Source organism: Nocardia sp. MDA0666, from assembly GCF_003023875.1.
In the GTDB taxonomy this organism is placed as follows: domain Bacteria; phylum Actinomycetota; class Actinomycetes; order Mycobacteriales; family Mycobacteriaceae; genus Nocardia; species Nocardia aobensis.
In genome coordinates this window covers 36,024-52,755 of the sequence record NZ_PYHT01000032.1, presented here as the reverse complement: position 1 = coordinate 52,755, position 16,732 = coordinate 36,024, and the positions used below count along the sequence as shown (strand labels likewise).

The window sequence follows — 16,732 nt, the reverse complement described above, 5'->3', positions numbered from 1 at the left end:
GTACCCGGAAGGGGAATCGCGGTTCACTTCAGATCCGAAAAAAGTCGCTTACCTGTGCGAAAAGCTTCGGAGGGCGGTCTTTGCGCACCCTGAACGCGGGTAAACCTCTACAACCCCACGGCGCCGCGTACCCGGCCCCAGAGCGTGCGGCCGCGGTCACGATCGCGCTCCGCCAGCAGAGCGGTGATCTCCTCCTCCAGCGCCTTGTGCACCACCTGCTGCAGTTCCTCGGCGGCGGCGTCCAGATCGGTGGCGTCCTGCCACGGCGTGGTCTCGATGGGCGTACCGATCGAGTAGTAGAACCGTTCGGGCCGCGGCACGACGGTGGGGCCGATGCCGCGCATGAGCGGCGGGGTGAGGTTGCCGCGGATACCGAGCGCCTCGACGGTCCAGCGCAGCGGGCTCATCACCGGATGATCACCGTCGAAGACCACGTCGAACACATCGTCGGCGCCGATCATCGCGGTCGGCAGGATCGGCGCGCCGGCCTCGATCGCCATCCGCGCGAAGCCGGTGCGGCCCTCCCACTTCAGGTGGTACTTCTCGCCCTTGCGGCGCATCGCCTCGCGGCCGCCGCCCGGAAAGACGATGACCGCCTCACCGTTGTCGAGCAGGGTGCGGCAGTTGTCGCGCGAACCGCGCACGCTGCCGATCCGGTGCACGAGCTCGCGCACCGGCGGTACCCGCATCAGCACGTTCTCCGCCAGGCCACGCACCACCCGGCCGGTGCGGTGGTAGATCTCGTGCACCAGCAGCGGCGCGTCCACACCGCCGAGCAGCGTGTGGTTGCCGACCAGCATGACCGGGCCCGTCTCGGGAATGTTGTCCAAGCCGTGGAAGACCGGACTGTTCCACAGCCGCACCGGCGTCGACAGTGCGTCGAAAATCCGAAGATCGATGGCGGGCACCGTCATTCGCAACGGCGCGCCGTCACTGAGCTGCCGTACGGACTCCACCGAGCGCTCGGCGGTGGAGTCGTCGGGCATGACATCGACAGGCGTGGACTCGGTCCCGGACATTTGCACCCTCCCTGCAGCCGTTCGGTGAAAGACGCGATTCTACCGAAAACGACTGTGGCACACAGACTACGAAAGCTTCAGTGCGAAGGCCCCGCTGCTTCCGCACTGCCGATGGTGCCCGCGTGCGCATACTGCGACAGGGTCGGCGCGAGCGCTCGGGGAACCCGGGCCCGCACCCGCGTACCACCCTCCTCGTGCGAGGAGCTGATGATGCGGCCGTCGGAGTGGATGCGCGCGAGCAGATCACCACGAGTGTACGGGAGCAGCACACTCACCTCGACATCGAGCCCGCCGAGGATCTCGGCCAGCCGTTCGCGCAACTGGTCGATTCCACGTCCGGTGCGGGCCGAGACGAACACCGCCCCGGGCAACTGGGCACGCAGATGCGCCAGCTGCGTCGCGTCCAGCGCGTCGATCTTGTTCACCACCAGCAACTCCGGCGGTCCCGACCCCTCGCCCTGCTCGCGCAGCACATCGGTGATCACCTCACGCACGGCCTTGATCTGCTGATCGGGCAGCGCGTCGGAACCGTCGACCACGTGCAGCAGCAGATCCGCGCCGGTGACCTCCTCGAGTGTGGAGCGGAACGCCTCCACCAGCTGAGTCGGCAGATGCCGGACGAATCCGACGGTGTCGGTGAAGACGACCTCGCGGCCGTCGTCGAGCGCCGCGCGCCGGGTGGTGGGATCCAAGGTGGCGAACAGGGCGTCCTGCACCAGGATGCCCGCACCGGTCAGGGCGTTCATCAGGCTGGATTTGCCGGCGTTGGTGTAGCCGACGATCGCGACCGCCGGAATGCCGCTGGAAGTGCGCCGCGACCGTTTGGTGTCACGCGCGGTCTTCATTTCCTTGATCTCGCGGCGCAGTTTGGCCATGCGCTCACGGATCCGGCGGCGATCGGTTTCGATCTTGGTCTCACCGGGGCCACGGGTACCCACACCGCCGCCCGCACCACCGGCCCGGCCACCGGCCTGCCGCGACATCGATTCACCCCAGCCGCGCAGTCGCGGCAGCATGTACTCCATCTGTGCCAGCGACACCTGCGCCTTACCCTCGCGGGAGGTGGCGTGCTGGGCGAAGATGTCCAGAATCAGCGCGGTGCGGTCGATGACCTTCACCTTGACGACCTTCTCCAGCGCGTTCAGCTGCGCGGGGGTCAGCTCACCGTCGCAGATCACCGTGTCCGCGCCGGTCTCGAGCACCACCGAGCGCAGTTCGTCGGCCTTACCCGAGCCGATGTAGGTGGCCGGATCAGGCTTGTCGCGGCGCTGGATCAGCGCGTCGAGCACCTGGGAGCCGGCGGTTTCGGCGAGCGCGGCCAATTCGGCCATGCTGGCGTCGGCCTGCGCGGCGCTGCCCTCGGTCCACACACCGACCAGCACGACCCGCTCGAGTCGCAGCTGCCGGTACTCGACCTCGGTGATGTCGGTGAGCTCGGTCGAGAGCCCGGCGACACGTCGCAGCGCGCTGCGTTCGTCGAGTTGCAGCTCACCGACCGTGGGCTCGGCGGCCCAGCCGTTGCCGGAGAAACCGCTGCCTTCGGTCCCGTCGGCGTCGTAATCGGTCACGCCGGTATCGGCGTCGTCATCGCCGATGCTGTAGTCCTGGTCCGCGTAGCCGTCCGTGTCCGAGTCGAGTTGCTCGATCGGGGTGAACTCGTACGTTTGTGATTTCCTCATACACCTCCATGGTCCCACGCCACAACCACCCGGCGCACTCGGATATTTCCGGCCCCGGCCGGGAACGGCCCGGTACGGCACAGCTCACACGAATTCAGGCGCCGGCCCACCACTCACCGGCCAGATGTCCGGAACCGACCAGCACCGATGGGCCGCGCAACCACGCCTGCCCGTGATCGATGCCCACGGTGACCGCGCCGCCGGGCACCCGGACCCGCACCTGCGCGGACTCCGTCGCCGGATCGACTCCCGCACGCGTCAGCGCCGCGGCGGCCGCGGCGACCGTGCCGGTACCGCAGGAGCGGGTTTCGCCGACGCCGCGTTCGTAGACCCGCATATCCACCGCGCCGTCCTCGCCGAGCGCGGTCAGGATCTCCACGTTCACGCCCTGCGGGAACAGCTCCGGATCGAATCCGGGCGGCACGGTGAGGTCGAGTGCGGCCAGACCGTCGGCGGTGAGCCCGGGATCGACACAGGCCAGATGCGGATTGCCGACGTCGACCCCGACCCCGGGCAGCGCGCTGCCGGCGACGGTGGCGGTGGAATCGCCGAGCATCCGCACCCGGCCCATACCGACGGTCACCTCGCCGAGTACCTCATCGAAGGAGTGCACGACCACCGACCGCGCACCCGAACGGGTGCCGACCACGAATTCGGTCTCCTGCTGCAACCCGGTGGCCAGCAGATAGTGGGCGAAGACGCGGACACCGTTGCCGCACATCTCCGCGATCGACCCGTCGGCGTTGCGGTAGTCCATGAACCAGTCCGCCGCGGCCACACCGTCCGGCAGTCCGGCCAGTTCGCCCCGCTCCACCAGTGCCCCCGCGCGGGCGACGCGCAGGACACCGTCGGCGCCGATACCCTGGCGCCGGTCACACAGCACGGCGACGGTGCCGGGCGCCAGGCGCAGGCGCGCGTCGGAGTCCGGCAGCACCACGAAATCGTTCTGGGTCCCGTGGCCCTTGCTGAACTCGATATCGGCCGCGCCGGATACCCGCTGCTGCTCGCTCATCGACGTCGATCCTCCACCTGTCCCGCACTATTCGCCGGCCGCGCCGGCGTTCACCCTCGATACCGACACCCGGCGCTGCCGGGATATTTCGTACAGCACGACCGATACGGCGCAGGGGGTGACCGGCATCGCACCCGCCGGAATCCGCACCATCTCGTCGCATGCGTCGCGCCACCGCGCGTCGAGCTCGCCGTCGTCGGCGAGCACCATGATCGTCGCATCCGCGAAGGTGTGCGCATCGATCGGCCGGTCGCCGGGTCCGGTCCCGACACCGACCAGCCGGGCCGGGACTTTCGTGCCCGCCCGGAATTCGGCGACGGCCGCCGGCCCGGACACGCGCACCACCGGCACCGCGAACAGCGCTCCGGCCGAGGCCCGTACACACTGCGGGTCGTATTCGTCCGCGCCGGATCCGCTGATCACGACCGCGGCGGCATCGAAGGCGTGCGCGGTGCGCAGCACGCTGCCCAGCCGCAGCGCGGAGGACGGGCGATCGATCACGACCACCGGATGTGCCGGATCGAGGCAGATCTGCGACGGGTCCCGGCCGCGGGTGTGCGCCAGGGCCACCAGTTCCGGTGTGCCGGTGCCGGGTTCGGCGAGTTCGTCGAGGGCGTCGCCGACCAGTCCGATCGCCGGCACCGCGTCGTTGTCGAGCACCTCGCGTGCCCACGGCGGCAGCGGGGCGCCGAGGCGGTACAGCACCGCTTCCAGCGGCCACCCGTTCGCCACGGCCGCGGTGATCGGTTCCCGGCCGTGCACGAGAAAGCGGCCGTCGCCGCGGCGCCGGGCGCGGTTGCCGAGATAGGCGCGCCACTCCCCCACAGAGGCGTTGCGGGTGGTCGATGGGCGGGTCACTGCCGAATCGATTCCTGTTCGTCGAGCACACGGGCCAGTACCGAATCCGCCAGCCGCGGATCGGCGCCGTCGACCCAGTGCACGCGCGGATCGCGGCGGAACCACGAGCGTTGCCGGCGCACGTAGCGGCGGGTGCCGATCAGCGTGCGCTCACGCGCATGACTCAGGTCGTATTCGTTGTCGAGATGAGCCAGGACTTGTGCGTATCCGATCGCCCGGCGCGCGGTCAGGCCCGAGCGCAGGCCGCGGCCGATCAGTTCTCGCACCTCGTCGACGAGACCCTGCGCGAACATGGTCTCGGTGCGGGTCTCGATGCGTGCGTCGAGTTCAGCGGTCTCGCGGTCGACACCGATGATCGTGGTGTTCCAGCGGGGCGTGCCGCGTTGCGGCTGCGAGGCGGCGAACGGACGGCCGGTGAGTTCGACCACCTCGAGCGCCCGCACGATCCGCCGCCCGTCGGTGGGCAGAATGGTCTGCGCCGCAACGGGATCGACGGCCCGCAAGGCGGCGTGGACGGCCGCGACACCCTCGCGCTCGAGAACCCCCTCCCACTTCTCGCGAACGCGGATGTCGGTGGCCGGGAACTCCCACTCATCGAGCAGCGCCTGCACGTACATCATCGAACCGCCCACGATGACCGGCACGCGACCGCGCGCGAGGATGTCCTCGACATCGGCGCATGCCGCGGCCTGATATGCGGCGACGGTGGCCGTTTCGGTCACTTCCAGCACGTCGAGCTGGTGGTGCGGGATGCCGCGGCGCTGCCGCGGTGCCAGTTTGGCGGTGCCGATATCCATGCCGCGATACAGCTGCATAGCGTCGATGTTGACGATCTCACCGTCCAGGCGACTCGCCAATTCCAATGCCAGATCGGACTTTCCGGTCGCGGTCGGGCCGATGACGGCGATGGGCGCCCTCATCGCGCACCCGCCGGATACCAGACCGACGCGTGATATCCGACACCGAAAGGTGCTGCACGATACAGAGTTTCGACCTTCGGATCGGCGGTGTCGATGCCGAACAGTCCGGCCAGCACCTGAAAGCCGGGACGGCCGGCCACCTCGAGTTCAGCGCACAGCCGGGGGTCCAGCGCGCCGAGTGCCGCGCGGTCACCGGCGTCGAGGGCGTCGTCGATCCGCCGTTGTTCGCCCTCGGCCCGGGGATCGAGATATCCGGGTGAGGTGGTGGAGAGGGTCGCGGCGCCGTCGGCCACGACCAGCACGCCGTGCGGACGGGGGTCGGCGTCCAGCTCACCGCGCAGCCGGGATCCCAGGTCCACGCAGTGCGACGGCTCGGCGCCGGGGTCGACCGGCTGCGCCCGCGCCTCGATGTCGTCGCCGTCCTCGGCCGCGATCCGGCCGCGCAGCCACGCGCCCACCAGCAGTGCGGTCGGCCAGTCGAGTCGCGGCTCACCGGCGGGTTCGGTCGCCGACAAGGTGACCCGGACGTCCGCGCCGAAGCCGCGCAAACTACCCACACCGGCCGACGGCTCGGTGCCCGCGCCGACAATGGTCCAGTGCCGAGCCTGCCGGGCCAGCATCCGCCCGGCCGTCAGCACCGCCTCGCGCAGCTGCGGCACCTGCGCGGCCGGATGGGTGGAGTCGGTCAGCGGCGTCGCACCGCCCAGTTCGGGAATCAGCACGAGCGGCGAGGGAATCAACGCGGCGACACGAAACACCCGTCAACGGTAGCGGCCGCCGGGAAAACGACGGCCGAGGCCGTCGCTCACCGCGGGTGAGCGTGTTCCCACCACTCTCAACCGTCACTCGCTGCACGCCACCGTTCGCAAGAGAGGGCAATTCTGTCTATTGGCTGGTTGAATGGGATCTGCTAGGGCGTAACCAGGCAGCCGTGACGCGCGGCAGGGATGAGGAGCGATGACCGACAACAGCGGAACCGAGAAGGCAGTGCATCCGGACACCGGCGCGGCGCAGCAGTCCAGCAATCCCGCCGCGAAGCGTCCGACTCCGGCCGATGCCGCCCCGAAACCTGGCGCGGCACCACGACCCGGAGTACCCAAGCCGGGGGCACCCAAACCCGCCGCGGCGCAGCGGACCGAACCGGCGGCGAAACCCGCGGCGACGCACCACGTCAAACCGGCTCCCGTCCCCGGCCCCGCCCACGAGCATCCGCATCCCGTGGTCGTGCCGACCGTCACCGATCCCAGCGAGTGGGGCCGGGTCGACGACGACGGCACCGCCTGGGTCAAGACCGCCGACGGCGAACGCGTCGTCGGCTCGTGGCAGGCCGGTGACGCCGCCGAGGGGCTGGCGCATTTCGGGCGTCGCTTCGACGATCTGGCCACCGAGGTCGCACTGCTCGAGGCTCGCCTCGCGGCCGGCACGGACGCCCGCAAGACCAAGGCCGCTGCCGTCGCGCTCGCCGACTCGCTGCCCACCGCGGCGGTGATCGGCGATGTGGACGGTCTGGCCCAGCGCCTGCAGGCGATCATCGAACATTCCGACGAGGCGGCCGCCCACGCCAAGGAGGAGAAGGAACGCACCCGGCACGAGCACACCGAGCGCAAGGAGGCGCTGTGCGCGGAGGCCGAGCAGATCGCCGCCGAATCCACCCAGTGGAAGGCGGCCGGTGACCGGCTGCGCGAAATCCTCGAGGAGTGGAAGTCCATCCGCGGGGTGGACCGCAAGGTCGACGATGCGCTGTGGCGGCGCTTCTCCAAGGCACGCGAGGCGTTCAACCGCCGCCGGGGCGCGCACTTCGCCGAACTCGATCGCGAACGCGCCGCCGCGAAGGCTCGCAAAGAGGAGCTGTGCACGCGCGCCGAGGAGCTGTCCGATTCCACCGACTGGGTGGGCACCGCCGCAGTCTTCCGCGACCTGCTGACCGAATGGAAGGCGGCCGGACGCGCACCCCGCGAGGCCGACGAGCAGTTGTGGCGGCGATTCAAGAGCGCCCAGGACGTATTCTTCGCCGCGCGCAATGCCGCCGCGTCCGAACGCGATGCCGAATTCGGGCAGAACGCGGCGGCCAAGGAAGAACTGCTGCGCCACTACGAGGACCGCATCCCCGAGCACATCGAACCCGAGTCCGCCACACTGGATTCCGCTCGTGCGGCCCTGCGCGAACTGCAGGAGCGGTGGGACGCCATCGGCAAGGTGCCACGCGAGCGCATGCACGAACTCGAAGGCAAACTGCGGGCGCTGGAGAAGCGGGTGCGCGAGGCGGTGGACGCCCAGTGGCGGCGCACCGATCCCGAGGCGATGGCGCGCGCGGCGCAGTTCCGTGAGCGGGTCGCCCAATTCGAGGAGCAGGCAGCCAAGGCCGAGGCCGCGGGCCGCCCGCGCGATGCCGAGAAGGCGCTCGAACAGGCCAAGCAGTGGCGTGAATGGGCCGATGCCGCCGAGGGCGCGGTCAGCCGGCGCTGAGACGTTCGTCGCCGGCCGGTGGTGCGGAGTTCGCCGCCGGCCGGTGTGAGCCGTCCCTGCCCGTAGCAATCCGGACGAGGAGCCGACCATGGATGTCCGCGAGATCAATCGAGGCGTCATCGAGAAGTTCCGGGCCGGGGGCCCGATCGAGGGGATGCACCGGGAGCGTCTGGTGCTGCTCACCACCACCGGCCGCCGGTCCGGGACCCCGCACACCACGCCGATGATGTTCCATCCCGACGGCGGCCGGCTGTTGGTCGTCGCCTCGAACGTGGGCGCCCCGCAGCATCCGGACTGGTATCTGAATCTCGTCGCCGATCCGGCCGTGACGGTCGAGGTCGACCGGGAGACCTATCCGGCCACCGCCGTCCCGTTGCAGGGCGCCGACTACGACCGGGCGTGGACCGAGCTCACCACGTTGTATCCGTTCTTCGCCGAACACGCGAAGAAGACCGCACGCACCATCCCCGTGGTGGCACTGCGCCGCTGAAACGACGCCTCCCGAGCGCCGACCCGGCTACTTGTCGTCGCCGAACAGCCGGCGCCGGTCCTGCTCTTCCTGTTCGGCGGCCGCGATGCGCCGGCGCTCCTCGGCCTCGAGCTGAAGGGCGGTGCGGCTCCACACCACTCGGATCCAGTGGAAGGTCAGCACGACGATCGCGATCGTGGCCAGGATCAGTCCGATGCCGGGTCCGGCGCCGTGATAGTTGCCGAGGCCGGGGGTCTGGCGGTGCCAGATCGAGAGCACTCCGAACACACTGCCCACCGCGGATCCGGCGACCGCCACCCACGCCAGTGCCCAGCGGCGGGTGACGAGCGCGAGCGACGAGAACCCGATTCCGAAGATCACCACGAACCATTCGAAGACCCGCGACGGCAGACCGATGTGCTCATCCTGCGCGTGGGTGTCGAAGGCCAGCACGTCGAGGCCGCGGGCGGCGCCGGCGTGCGGCAGGATCAGCGACAGCAGCAGCACGAAGACCGCGATCGCGACCACCATGGCGCGTGTCCCGGGGTCGATCTCGCCGGCGATCTTGCGTTCGACGGCCTCGAGGTCGCCGCGGAACTGCTCGAAGACCTTCGACTCGGCGGGGTTCATGCTCTCCTCATTCGGCTCGGTCGCAGGATTCGGCTCGGTCGCATCGTTCGGCTCCGGCGGCTGGTGCGGGTGCCGCGGCGCGGGCGAGGCGTCGCCGGAGCGCTCCGGCGTGACGTCGCGATCGGCATCCTCGTTCCCGCGTTCGGCCATGTCAGACCCCACATCCGGTGTCACAACCGGCGGCCGCCGGCAGCGGCTCCGGCGCGCCGATCCGCGGCAGCCCGAGGCCCACTCCGATCGGTGCGGTCTTGGGCAGCACACCGCGTTCGTGCGCGTCGCCGGCGCGGGTGCGGCGGTGGCTGTGGATCGGGCCGTCGGCGATGAGGTGGTGCGGCGCCGCCTCGGTGATGTCGACGGTGACGATATCGCCGGGCCGGATCGCCGCCTCGCCGGGCCGGAAGTGCACCAGGCGGCCGTCGCGGGCCCGGCCGCTCATCCGCGCGGTGGCCGCGTTCTTCTTGCCGGCGCCCTCGGCGACCAGCAGTTCGACCTCGGTGCCGATCAGCGCGCGATTGGCCTCCAGGGAAATCTGTTCCTGCAGTTCGATCAGCCGGTCGTAGCGCTCCTGGACCACCGCCTTGGGTACCTGATCGGCCATGGTGGCCGCGGGCGTGCCGGGACGGATCGAATACTGGAAGGTGAAGGCGCTGGTGAACCGGGCTTGACGGACCACATCCAGGGTTTCCTGGAAATCCTCCTCGGTTTCCCCGGGGAAGCCGACGATGATGTCGGTGGTGATCGCGGCATGCGGCATCGCGGCGCGCACCTTTTCGATGATGCCGAGGTAGCGGTCCTTGCGGTAGGACCGGCGCATCGCCTTGAGCACCCGGTCCGAACCCGATTGCAGCGGCATGTGCAGCTGCGGGCACACGTTCGGTGTCTGTGCCATCGCCTCGATGACGTCGTCGGTGAATTCCGCCGGATGCGGCGAGGTGAACCGCACCCGCTCGAGCCCGTCGATGCTGCCGCAGGCGCGAAGTAGTTTCGCGAAGGCGCCGCGATCGCGGTGTTCGGGCGCGAAATCGGCCGGATGTCCGTGCGGCAGTGCGGGTTCGGCGAAGTTCACACCGTAGGAGTTGACGTTCTGCCCGAGCAGCGTCACCTCGAGCACTCCCTGATCCACCAGCGCCTGCACCTCGGCCAGCACATCGCCGGGCCGCCGGTCGACCTCCTTGCCGCGCAGCGAGGGCACGATGCAGAACGTGCAGGTGTTGTTGCAGCCCACCGAGATCGACACCCAGCCGGCGTAGGCGGATTCGCGGCGAGCGGGCAGCGTGGACGGGAACGCCTCCAGCGATTCCAGTATTTCGACCTGCGCCTGCTCGTTGTGCCGGGCGCGTTCGAGCAGTACCGGCAGCGACCCGATGTTGTGGGTGCCGAAGACGACGTCGACCCAGGGCGCCTTGCGCACGACGGTGTCGCGGTCCTTCTGCGCGAGGCAGCCGCCGACCGCGATCTGCATACCGGGCCGCTCGGCCTTGATCGGCGCCAGATGTCCGAGCGTTCCGTACAGTTTGTTGTCTGCGTTCTCGCGCACCGCGCAGGTGTTGAACACCACCAGATCGGCGGTCTGCCCGCCCGTGGCCTTGGTGTATCCGGCGTCCTCGAGCAGGCCCGACAGCCGTTCGGAGTCGTGCACGTTCATCTGGCAGCCGTAGGTGCGCACCTCGTAGGTCCGCGGCGACTGCGGATCGGTGGCCGAACCGGGGGCGCGTCCCGCAGCCGAATGCGCTGCAACCTGCATGGACGAATTCACGGGTCCAGGGTAGACGCTGTGCGAAATCGGACGCCCACCCCGGTCGCCACGATCGGGGGCTGGTGACGCCGGTCACGTGGCCGGGCGCCCAGGTCACCACCGGGTTAAGCGCAGGCGGCGACGGCGCGACGCACGAGCCAAAAGTGCGCATTTCGCGCAGGACCGCTCTAGGGTCGACTGTCATGACCGATGCTGCCGACGCAACACCCGGCACCGCCAGCGCTGGGAACACCTCCGACCCAGGCGCTGCCACCGCGGCTGCGGCGTCCGCGACCGTTCCGCCGATGATCTCGATGCGCAACGTGGACAAGCACTTCGGTGATCTGCATGTGCTGCGTGACGTGAATCTGGAAGTGCCGCGCGGACAGGTGGTGATCGTGCTCGGCCCGTCCGGGTCCGGCAAATCCACCTTGTGCCGCACCGTCAATCGGCTCGAGCCGATCGATTCCGGGACCATCGCCGTCGACGGCGTCGAGTTACCCGCCGAGGGTCGCGCACTGGCGAAGTTGCGCGCCGACGTGGGCATGGTGTTCCAGTCGTTCAATCTGTTCGCGCACAAGACGATTCTGGACAATGTGATGCTCGGTCCGGTCAAGGTACGCCGCATCGACAAGAAGCAGGCTCGCGCGCGGGCGCTGGAACTGCTCGATCGGGTCGGCATCGCCGATCAGGCCGACAAATATCCGGCGCAGCTGTCGGGCGGTCAGCAGCAGCGCGTGGCCATCGCCCGGGCATTGGCGATGAATCCGAAGGTGATGTTGTTCGACGAACCCACCTCCGCCCTGGATCCGGAAATGGTCAACGAGGTGCTGGAGGTGATGGTCGCCTTGGCCAAGGAGGGCATGACGATGCTGGTGGTCACGCACGAGATGGGATTCGCTCGCCGCGCCGGAGACCGCGTGCTGTTCATGGCCGACGGCCGGATCGTCGAGGACGCGGCGCCCGAAACCTTCTTCACCGCACCCGCTTCCGAGCGGGCCAAGGATTTCTTGGGCAAAATTCTGAGCCATTGATCGCTGTTCACGACCGTGGCGGGAGCGATGACCGCTCCCGCACCGCGGAGGACCCTTCACACTTCACGAGAGAGAAGGCATTCGATGAGGATCACCCGAGCGCTGCGGTTCGGCATCGGCGCGCTGGCCATCGCGGTCGTCGCGAGTGGATGCGGCGGCGGCAGCAACAAGACAGCCACCGAACACGCGTCGGAAGGCAAACTCACCATCGGCATCAAATTCGATCAGCCGGGTCTGGGCCTGCGCAATCGGGACGGGTCGTTCTCCGGATTCGACGTGGACGTGGCGACCTACGTCGCCGGGAAACTCGGCGTGAGCCCGGACAAGATCACCTTCAAGGAGGCGCCGTCCGCGCAACGTGAGACGCTGATTCAGAACGGGCAGGTGGATTACGTGGTCGCCACCTATTCGATCACCGATCAGCGCAAGCAGAAGGTCGACTTCGCCGGGCCGTATTACGTTGCGGGCCAATCGTTGCTGGTGCGCGCCGACAACACCGACATCACGGGACCGGAATCGCTGAAGGGCGGCAAGAAACTCTGCTCGGTGAAGGGATCGACGCCGGCGCAGAACATTCAGAAGAATTTCGCCAACGATGTGCAGCTGCAGGAATACGACACCTATTCGCTGTGTGTTGAGGCGCTGAAATCCGGGGCGGTGGACGCGGTGACCACCGACAACATCATTCTGGCCGGTTACGCCGCGCAGTCTCCGGGCCAGGTGAAGGTGGTCGGGCAGCCGTTCACGACCGAGAACTACGGCATCGGCCTGAAGAAGGGCGACAAGGACTCTCGCGACAAGATCAACGATGCGATCGAATCGATGATCAACGACGGGTCCTGGAAGGCCTCGCTGGAGAAGAACTTCGGCAACACCTTCCCGATCCCGTCGCCGCCGCAGGTCGACCGCTACTGAATCGGCACGGGTTCCGGCCGCGCCGCAACCCCGTCCGGCACAGAGAAGTAGGAGGGCGCGTCCACCGTGTTCGACTTGATCTCCCGATACGACAATCAGCTGTGGGACGCCTTCTGGGTGACCATCAAACTGACCGTGTTCTCCGCGATCGGGGCGCTGATCATCGGCACCCTGGTGGCGGCGATGCGGGTGTCGCCGATTCCGGTGGCGCGGTGGATCGGGACGGCGTATGTGACCATTTTCCGCAATACCCCGCTCACCCTCATCCTGGTGTTCTGTTCACTCGGTCTCTACACCACCCTCGGCATCAAACTCGCGAGTGAGAGTTCGGGACTGGATTTCCTGCCCACCAACAACTTTCGTTTCGCCGTCCTCGGCTTGAGCGTGTACACGGCGTCGTTCGTGTGCGAATCGCTGCGCTCGGGAATCAACACCGTACCGCTGGGACAGTCCGAGGCGGGCCGGTCACTGGGATTGACCTTCGGCCAGAATCTGCGACATGTGGTGTTGCCGCAGGCCTTTCGGTCGGTGATCGCGCCGCTGGGCAGCGTACTGATCGCGTTGACGAAGAATTCCACCATCGCCTCGGCGATCGGCGTGGCCGAGGCGGCGGCGCTGATGGCATCCATGAACGAGACCGAGGCCGATATTCTCGCCATCGGCGCGATCTTCGCCCTCGGTTTCGTCATTCTCACCCTGCCCACCGGATTGCTGTTCGGCTGGCTGGCCAAGCGATTCGAGGTGAAGCGATGAGCGCGAACGCCTCGGTCCTCTACGACGTCCCCGGCCCGAAGGCGCGCCGGCGGCATGCGCTGTATTCGGTGCTGGTGCTGGCGGCGCTGGTGGTTCTCGGCTGGCTGGTGTGGCGGGCGTTCGACGAGAAGGGCCAGCTCACCGCCGAGAAGTGGAAGCCGTTCGTACAGTCGGAAGTCTGGCAGACCTACATCCTGCCCGGCTTGCGCGGCACCGTGGTCGCCGCGGCGCTGGCGATCGTATTCGCGATGGCGATCGGCGTGATCTTCGGCTTGTTGCGCCTGTCCGACCATCGCGTCGTGCGGTGGGTGGCGGGGGCGATCGTCGAGGTGGCGCGGGCCATTCCGGTGCTGATTCTGATGATCTTTCTCTACAACTGGTTCGCCAAGGACAATCTGTTCGCCTCCGACCAGCTGGCGCTGGCGGCCGTGGTGATCGCGCTGACCGTGTACAACGGGTCGGTGATCGCCGAGATCGTGCGCTCGGGCATTCGGTCGCTGCCGCGCGGGCAGACCGAGGCGGCGCAGGCCCTGGGATTGCGCAAGGGTCAGATGATGCGGATGATCCTGCTGCCGCAGGCGGTGACTGCGATGCTGCCGGCGCTGATCTCGCAGATGGTCGTGGCGCTCAAGGACACCGCACTCGGCTACCAGATCACCTATCAGGAGATCGTGCGCCAGGGTCAGCAGCTGGGCGCGGCCGAGCAGAACACCGTGCCGGCGCTGATCGTGGTGGCCGTCATCATGATCGCCCTGAACTGGGCGCTGACCTTCCTCGCCACCAGGGTGGAACAGCGGTTGCGGTCGCGCCGCCGGGGACGGACCGTGCTGGGCGTGAATTCGGTGCTCACCGATGCCGCGCCGGGCGTGGATCTGTCGCTGAGCCGGACCACCTCGCCGTAACCGGGCAGTTCGGCGATCGCGGCCGATACGGGTGCGCCGGGCGGCGGTGTCGACGTCCTCCGGGGAGGAGTTGCGCTCGCACCGAGCACAACCCTCGCACCCGCCGGCTCGATGGTCGATCCTGGTCACGCACCACCCCGGTCGCCAAGCCACGCCACTCGCGGCGACCGGGGATGGGTGTCCAACCGGCGACTCATCTGGCCAGGAAATGCCAGCCCAGCCAGGCCCACAGCACCACCGCGACGATCCGGACGGTCCGGGTACGGGTCAGCGCGCGCACAGTGTCACCGAGGCCGGCGAACCATGTGCGCCGCAGGCATGCCACGACCGCCGCGATGATCACCGCGACGACGAGGACCGCGAATCCGGTGATCACCAGTGCGCGATCGGTCATCTCCGCACCAGCCACCATCCGGCCCCCACCCAGAGCAGCCATCCGGCGAAACGCCCCGCCCCGCCCCCCAGCGCGGGGCTGAGCAATGTCGACAGGGTGGGATGGGCGTCATCCGGCACGAGCAGCGCGGGCTGGGACAGCCAGGCATACAGCTCCCACACCAGTACCGCCGCCAGCAGGATCGACCACACCACCACCGCCCGCCGAACCGGCGGAGTGAACGAAACAGGCCGCGTTCCGAGCGCAACGGCACGCACGGCGACCACGACAGCTACCCCGGCGACCAGCACCGTGGCCGCCATACTGAACGGACGGGTGAACGCCCCCACCACCGCCACACCGCCCCAGACCGCCACCAGACCGGCACGTCGCTGCCCGCTACTGCCACCCCGCACGTCGGTGGTCACCAGCGCAGCATAGGACCTTTGCCGGACACCGGTCGAGTCGCGCGCGGTGCCGAGCGTCGACTGCCGAGCCGGCTCGCGACCGGGGCCGTCTTTCCGATTCGCGTAGATGGCGTCGCGGCGGCGTCGGCCGAACGGATGAGGCGGCGTTGTGCCGCGCAGTTCAGTCGGGCGGGTAACCCTGGGCGAGTTCGGCGCGTACGGCGGCGTAGGCGGTCGACTGGCGAAATCCCTGGCGGGCGAGCATGCCGACGAGGCGGTTGACCACTTTGTCCTCCGACAGGGTTCGCGGCATCGTGCGCATTTTGCGGCGTACCAGTTCCGCGGCACGCTCGGCCTCGTTGTCGTCGGAATCCGCAGCTACCGTATCCGCCTCGGCACCGTCCTCGACGAGGGGTGCTTTCTCAGTCTGATTCGGCTGTGCCGCAAATGGTTTCGCGGTCGCGGCGATTTCGTCCTTCACCACGGCATACGCCATGGACTGCGGATAATCGCGGCGGGCGAGCATGCCGACCAGTCGCGCCATGACCTTGTCCTGTGGGACGTCGCGCGATAGCGTTGCGAGCTTTTTCCGTACCAGCTGCGCGGCGTGCTCGGCGTCGTCGGGCTCGGACATCCGCGACGCCGAACCTGCCGCGGTGAGGCCGGAACCTTTCCTGACTCGCTCCTTCGGGGAATGTTGTTCCGCTACAAGGGGAAGGGAACCGTCGGCCGGTTCGTCGCCCGCCACGTGATCTGTGTGCTCGGAACGGTCGAGGTCGCCGCTCGAGGTGGCCGCTGCGGCGAGCTCGTCCTTGACCACGGCGTAGGCCATGGACTGGTTGTAGCCGCGGCGGGCGAGCATGCTGACCAGCCGGTTGGTCGTTTTGTCGGTGGGGAGGTCCGCCGGCAGGGTGGTGAGTTTGCGGCGGACCAGTTCGGCGGCGCGGGCGCTTTCATCGGCGGGAGTGATGGCGGCCAGTGCGGGCCCGGCATCGGCGTCGGACACCCCTTTGCGTCGAAGTTCTTGCGCGAGAATCTTTTTCCCCTTACCGGAGAAGGTGTGGCGGGAGTGCACCCACTGTTCGGCGAAGGCGGCATCGTCGATCAGTCCGACCTCGGCGAGGCGGTTCAGTGCCCGCTCGGCGACCTCGGGCGCGAACCCTTTGGCTGCCAGTTTGTCCGCCAGTTCGGCGCGGCTGCGCGCTCGATCGGTGAGCAGGCGCAGGCAGATGTCCTTGGCCTGTGCCTCGGTCCCCGCCTTCGGTGCAGCGGACTGCGCGGCGTCGGAACGCTTCCCGCCGTCGGTGTCGGATCGACGCCGCGAACCCCGGCGTCCTCCCCCGTCGCCGCCGTCTCCGCGTGACCGTCTTCTCGAGCCGCGGTCGTCCGCCCCCTCGTCCGACCGGGGGTACGCCACGGGGCTGTCGTCCGGAACGAACCTGTCGCCGCCGTTCGGGTGCCCCTCCGCCCGGTGAGTGCGGCCAGATCGACGATCCCCGTCGGCACGCTCGCCCCACCCTCGCTGTAGCGCGTCGACCTCGGCCTGCAGTGCGCGAATTC

Annotated in this window: 16 protein-coding genes and 1 pseudogene; 6 read left to right on the top strand and 11 right to left on the bottom strand. The window is 68.7% G+C overall.

The genetic code is table 11. The features are described 5' to 3' along the window. Positions 1–107: 107 nt before the first annotated feature. The 6 genes from C8258_RS29565 to C8258_RS29540 all read right to left on the bottom strand — a co-directional run bounded on the left by C8258_RS29565 (position 108) and on the right by C8258_RS29540 (position 6,246). Complete coding sequence (locus C8258_RS29565; protein ID WP_233225424.1) at positions 108–1,019, bottom strand: lysophospholipid acyltransferase family protein; 912 nt, start codon at positions 1,017–1,019, stop codon at positions 108–110. 77 nt (positions 1,020–1,096) lie between these two features. Beyond that, the gene (gene hflX, locus C8258_RS29560) at positions 1,097–2,698 is read right to left on the bottom strand and encodes a GTPase HflX (RefSeq protein WP_106957937.1); all 1,602 of its coding nucleotides are present in this window, start codon (positions 2,696–2,698) and stop codon (positions 1,097–1,099) included. Between the two features lie 94 nt (positions 2,699–2,792). Further along, a complete protein-coding gene (gene dapF, locus C8258_RS29555) occupies positions 2,793–3,674 on the bottom strand; it encodes a diaminopimelate epimerase (RefSeq protein WP_106957956.1) in 882 nt (293 codons plus the stop codon). A gap of 63 nt (positions 3,675–3,737) precedes the next feature. After that, positions 3,738–4,568, bottom strand: coding sequence for an RNA methyltransferase (locus C8258_RS29550; RefSeq protein WP_106957936.1), 831 nt, complete (start codon positions 4,566–4,568; stop codon positions 3,738–3,740). Beyond that, positions 4,565–5,488, bottom strand: coding sequence for a tRNA (adenosine(37)-N6)-dimethylallyltransferase MiaA (gene miaA / locus C8258_RS29545; protein ID WP_106957935.1), 924 nt, complete (start codon positions 5,486–5,488; stop codon positions 4,565–4,567). Before miaA ends, C8258_RS29550 begins: the two co-directional genes overlap by 4 nt. Then, positions 5,485–6,246, bottom strand: coding sequence for a hypothetical protein (locus C8258_RS29540; RefSeq protein ID WP_106957934.1), 762 nt, complete (start codon positions 6,244–6,246; stop codon positions 5,485–5,487). The genes miaA and C8258_RS29540 overlap by 4 nt, the downstream gene beginning before the upstream one ends. A gap of 199 nt (positions 6,247–6,445) precedes the next feature. Between C8258_RS29540 and C8258_RS29535 the strand changes: the two genes are divergently transcribed. Continuing rightward, entirely contained in the window at positions 6,446–7,954 is a 1,509-nt protein-coding gene (locus C8258_RS29535) for a DUF349 domain-containing protein (protein WP_106957933.1), read from the top strand. Between the two features lie 88 nt (positions 7,955–8,042). Next, positions 8,043–8,444, top strand: coding sequence for a nitroreductase/quinone reductase family protein (locus C8258_RS29530; RefSeq protein WP_106957932.1), 402 nt, complete (start codon positions 8,043–8,045; stop codon positions 8,442–8,444). Between the two features lie 27 nt (positions 8,445–8,471). Here C8258_RS29530 and C8258_RS29525 read toward each other — a convergent pair whose 3' ends face one another. Continuing rightward, positions 8,472–9,053 carry a hypothetical protein gene (locus C8258_RS29525; RefSeq protein WP_063000884.1) on the bottom strand — a complete coding sequence of 194 codons (582 nt, stop codon included), beginning with the start codon at positions 9,051–9,053 and terminating at the stop codon, positions 8,472–8,474. 151 nt (positions 9,054–9,204) lie between these two features. Next, a complete protein-coding gene (miaB, locus tag C8258_RS29520) occupies positions 9,205–10,797 on the bottom strand; it encodes a tRNA (N6-isopentenyl adenosine(37)-C2)-methylthiotransferase MiaB (protein WP_106957955.1) in 1,593 nt (530 codons plus the stop codon). A gap of 296 nt (positions 10,798–11,093) precedes the next feature. Between miaB and C8258_RS29515 the strand changes: the two genes are divergently transcribed. The 4 genes from C8258_RS29515 to C8258_RS29500 all read left to right on the top strand — a co-directional run bounded on the left by C8258_RS29515 (position 11,094) and on the right by C8258_RS29500 (position 14,392). Next, positions 11,094–11,822 carry an amino acid ABC transporter ATP-binding protein gene (locus C8258_RS29515; RefSeq protein ID WP_036503292.1) on the top strand — a complete coding sequence of 243 codons (729 nt, stop codon included), beginning with the start codon at positions 11,094–11,096 and terminating at the stop codon, positions 11,820–11,822. An 84-nt stretch (positions 11,823–11,906) separates the two neighbouring features. Further along, the gene (locus C8258_RS29510; RefSeq protein ID WP_036503245.1) at positions 11,907–12,737 is read left to right on the top strand and encodes a glutamate ABC transporter substrate-binding protein; all 831 of its coding nucleotides are present in this window, start codon (positions 11,907–11,909) and stop codon (positions 12,735–12,737) included. 66 nt (positions 12,738–12,803) lie between these two features. After that, complete coding sequence (locus tag C8258_RS29505) at positions 12,804–13,490, top strand: amino acid ABC transporter permease (RefSeq protein WP_106957931.1); 687 nt, start codon at positions 12,804–12,806, stop codon at positions 13,488–13,490. Continuing rightward, positions 13,487–14,392 carry an amino acid ABC transporter permease gene (locus C8258_RS29500; protein ID WP_036503248.1) on the top strand — a complete coding sequence of 302 codons (906 nt, stop codon included), beginning with the start codon at positions 13,487–13,489 and terminating at the stop codon, positions 14,390–14,392. Before C8258_RS29505 ends, C8258_RS29500 begins: the two co-directional genes overlap by 4 nt. Before the next feature lie 193 nt (positions 14,393–14,585). On the opposite strand, the gene C8258_RS29495 is transcribed toward C8258_RS29500, so the two are convergent. From C8258_RS29495 to recX, 3 genes and pseudogenes are all read right to left on the bottom strand, one after another. After that, on the bottom strand, positions 14,586–14,786 hold the full coding sequence (locus C8258_RS29495; protein ID WP_106957930.1) for a DUF6186 family protein: 201 nt from the start codon (positions 14,784–14,786) through the stop codon (positions 14,586–14,588). Continuing rightward, positions 14,783–15,193, bottom strand: a complete 411-nt coding sequence (locus tag C8258_RS29490) for a hypothetical protein (protein ID WP_106957929.1) — start codon at positions 15,191–15,193, stop codon at positions 14,783–14,785. The genes C8258_RS29495 and C8258_RS29490 overlap by 4 nt, the downstream gene beginning before the upstream one ends. A gap of 763 nt (positions 15,194–15,956) precedes the next feature. Then, a pseudogene (recX, locus tag C8258_RS33540) lies at positions 15,957–16,589 on the bottom strand (recombination regulator RecX); the annotation flags it as partial. Between the last annotated feature and the right edge of the window lie 143 nt (positions 16,590–16,732).

Bases quoted from the DNA above. Each gene is read 5' to 3' on its own strand.
- C8258_RS29565 (WP_233225424.1), bottom strand. From the start codon at position 1,019: ATGTCCGGGACCGAGTCCACGCCTGTCGATGTCATGCCCGACGACTCC.
- hflX (WP_106957937.1), bottom strand. From the start codon at position 2,698: ATGAGGAAATCACAAACGTACGAGTTCACCCCGATCGAGCAACTCGAC.
- miaA (WP_106957935.1), bottom strand. From the start codon at position 5,488: ATGAGGGCGCCCATCGCCGTCATCGGCCCGACCGCGACCGGAAAGTCC.
- C8258_RS29535 (WP_106957933.1), top strand. From the start codon at position 6,446: ATGACCGACAACAGCGGAACCGAGAAGGCAGTGCATCCGGACACCGGC.
- C8258_RS29530 (WP_106957932.1), top strand. From the start codon at position 8,043: ATGGATGTCCGCGAGATCAATCGAGGCGTCATCGAGAAGTTCCGGGCC.
- C8258_RS29525 (WP_063000884.1), bottom strand. From the start codon at position 9,053: ATGAACCCCGCCGAGTCGAAGGTCTTCGAGCAGTTCCGCGGCGACCTC.
- miaB (WP_106957955.1), bottom strand. From the start codon at position 10,797: ATGCAGGTTGCAGCGCATTCGGCTGCGGGACGCGCCCCCGGTTCGGCC.
- C8258_RS29515 (WP_036503292.1), top strand. From the start codon at position 11,094: ATGATCTCGATGCGCAACGTGGACAAGCACTTCGGTGATCTGCATGTG.
- C8258_RS29510 (WP_036503245.1), top strand. From the start codon at position 11,907: ATGAGGATCACCCGAGCGCTGCGGTTCGGCATCGGCGCGCTGGCCATC.
- C8258_RS29500 (WP_036503248.1), top strand. From the start codon at position 13,487: ATGAGCGCGAACGCCTCGGTCCTCTACGACGTCCCCGGCCCGAAGGCG.
- C8258_RS29495 (WP_106957930.1), bottom strand. From the start codon at position 14,786: ATGACCGATCGCGCACTGGTGATCACCGGATTCGCGGTCCTCGTCGTC.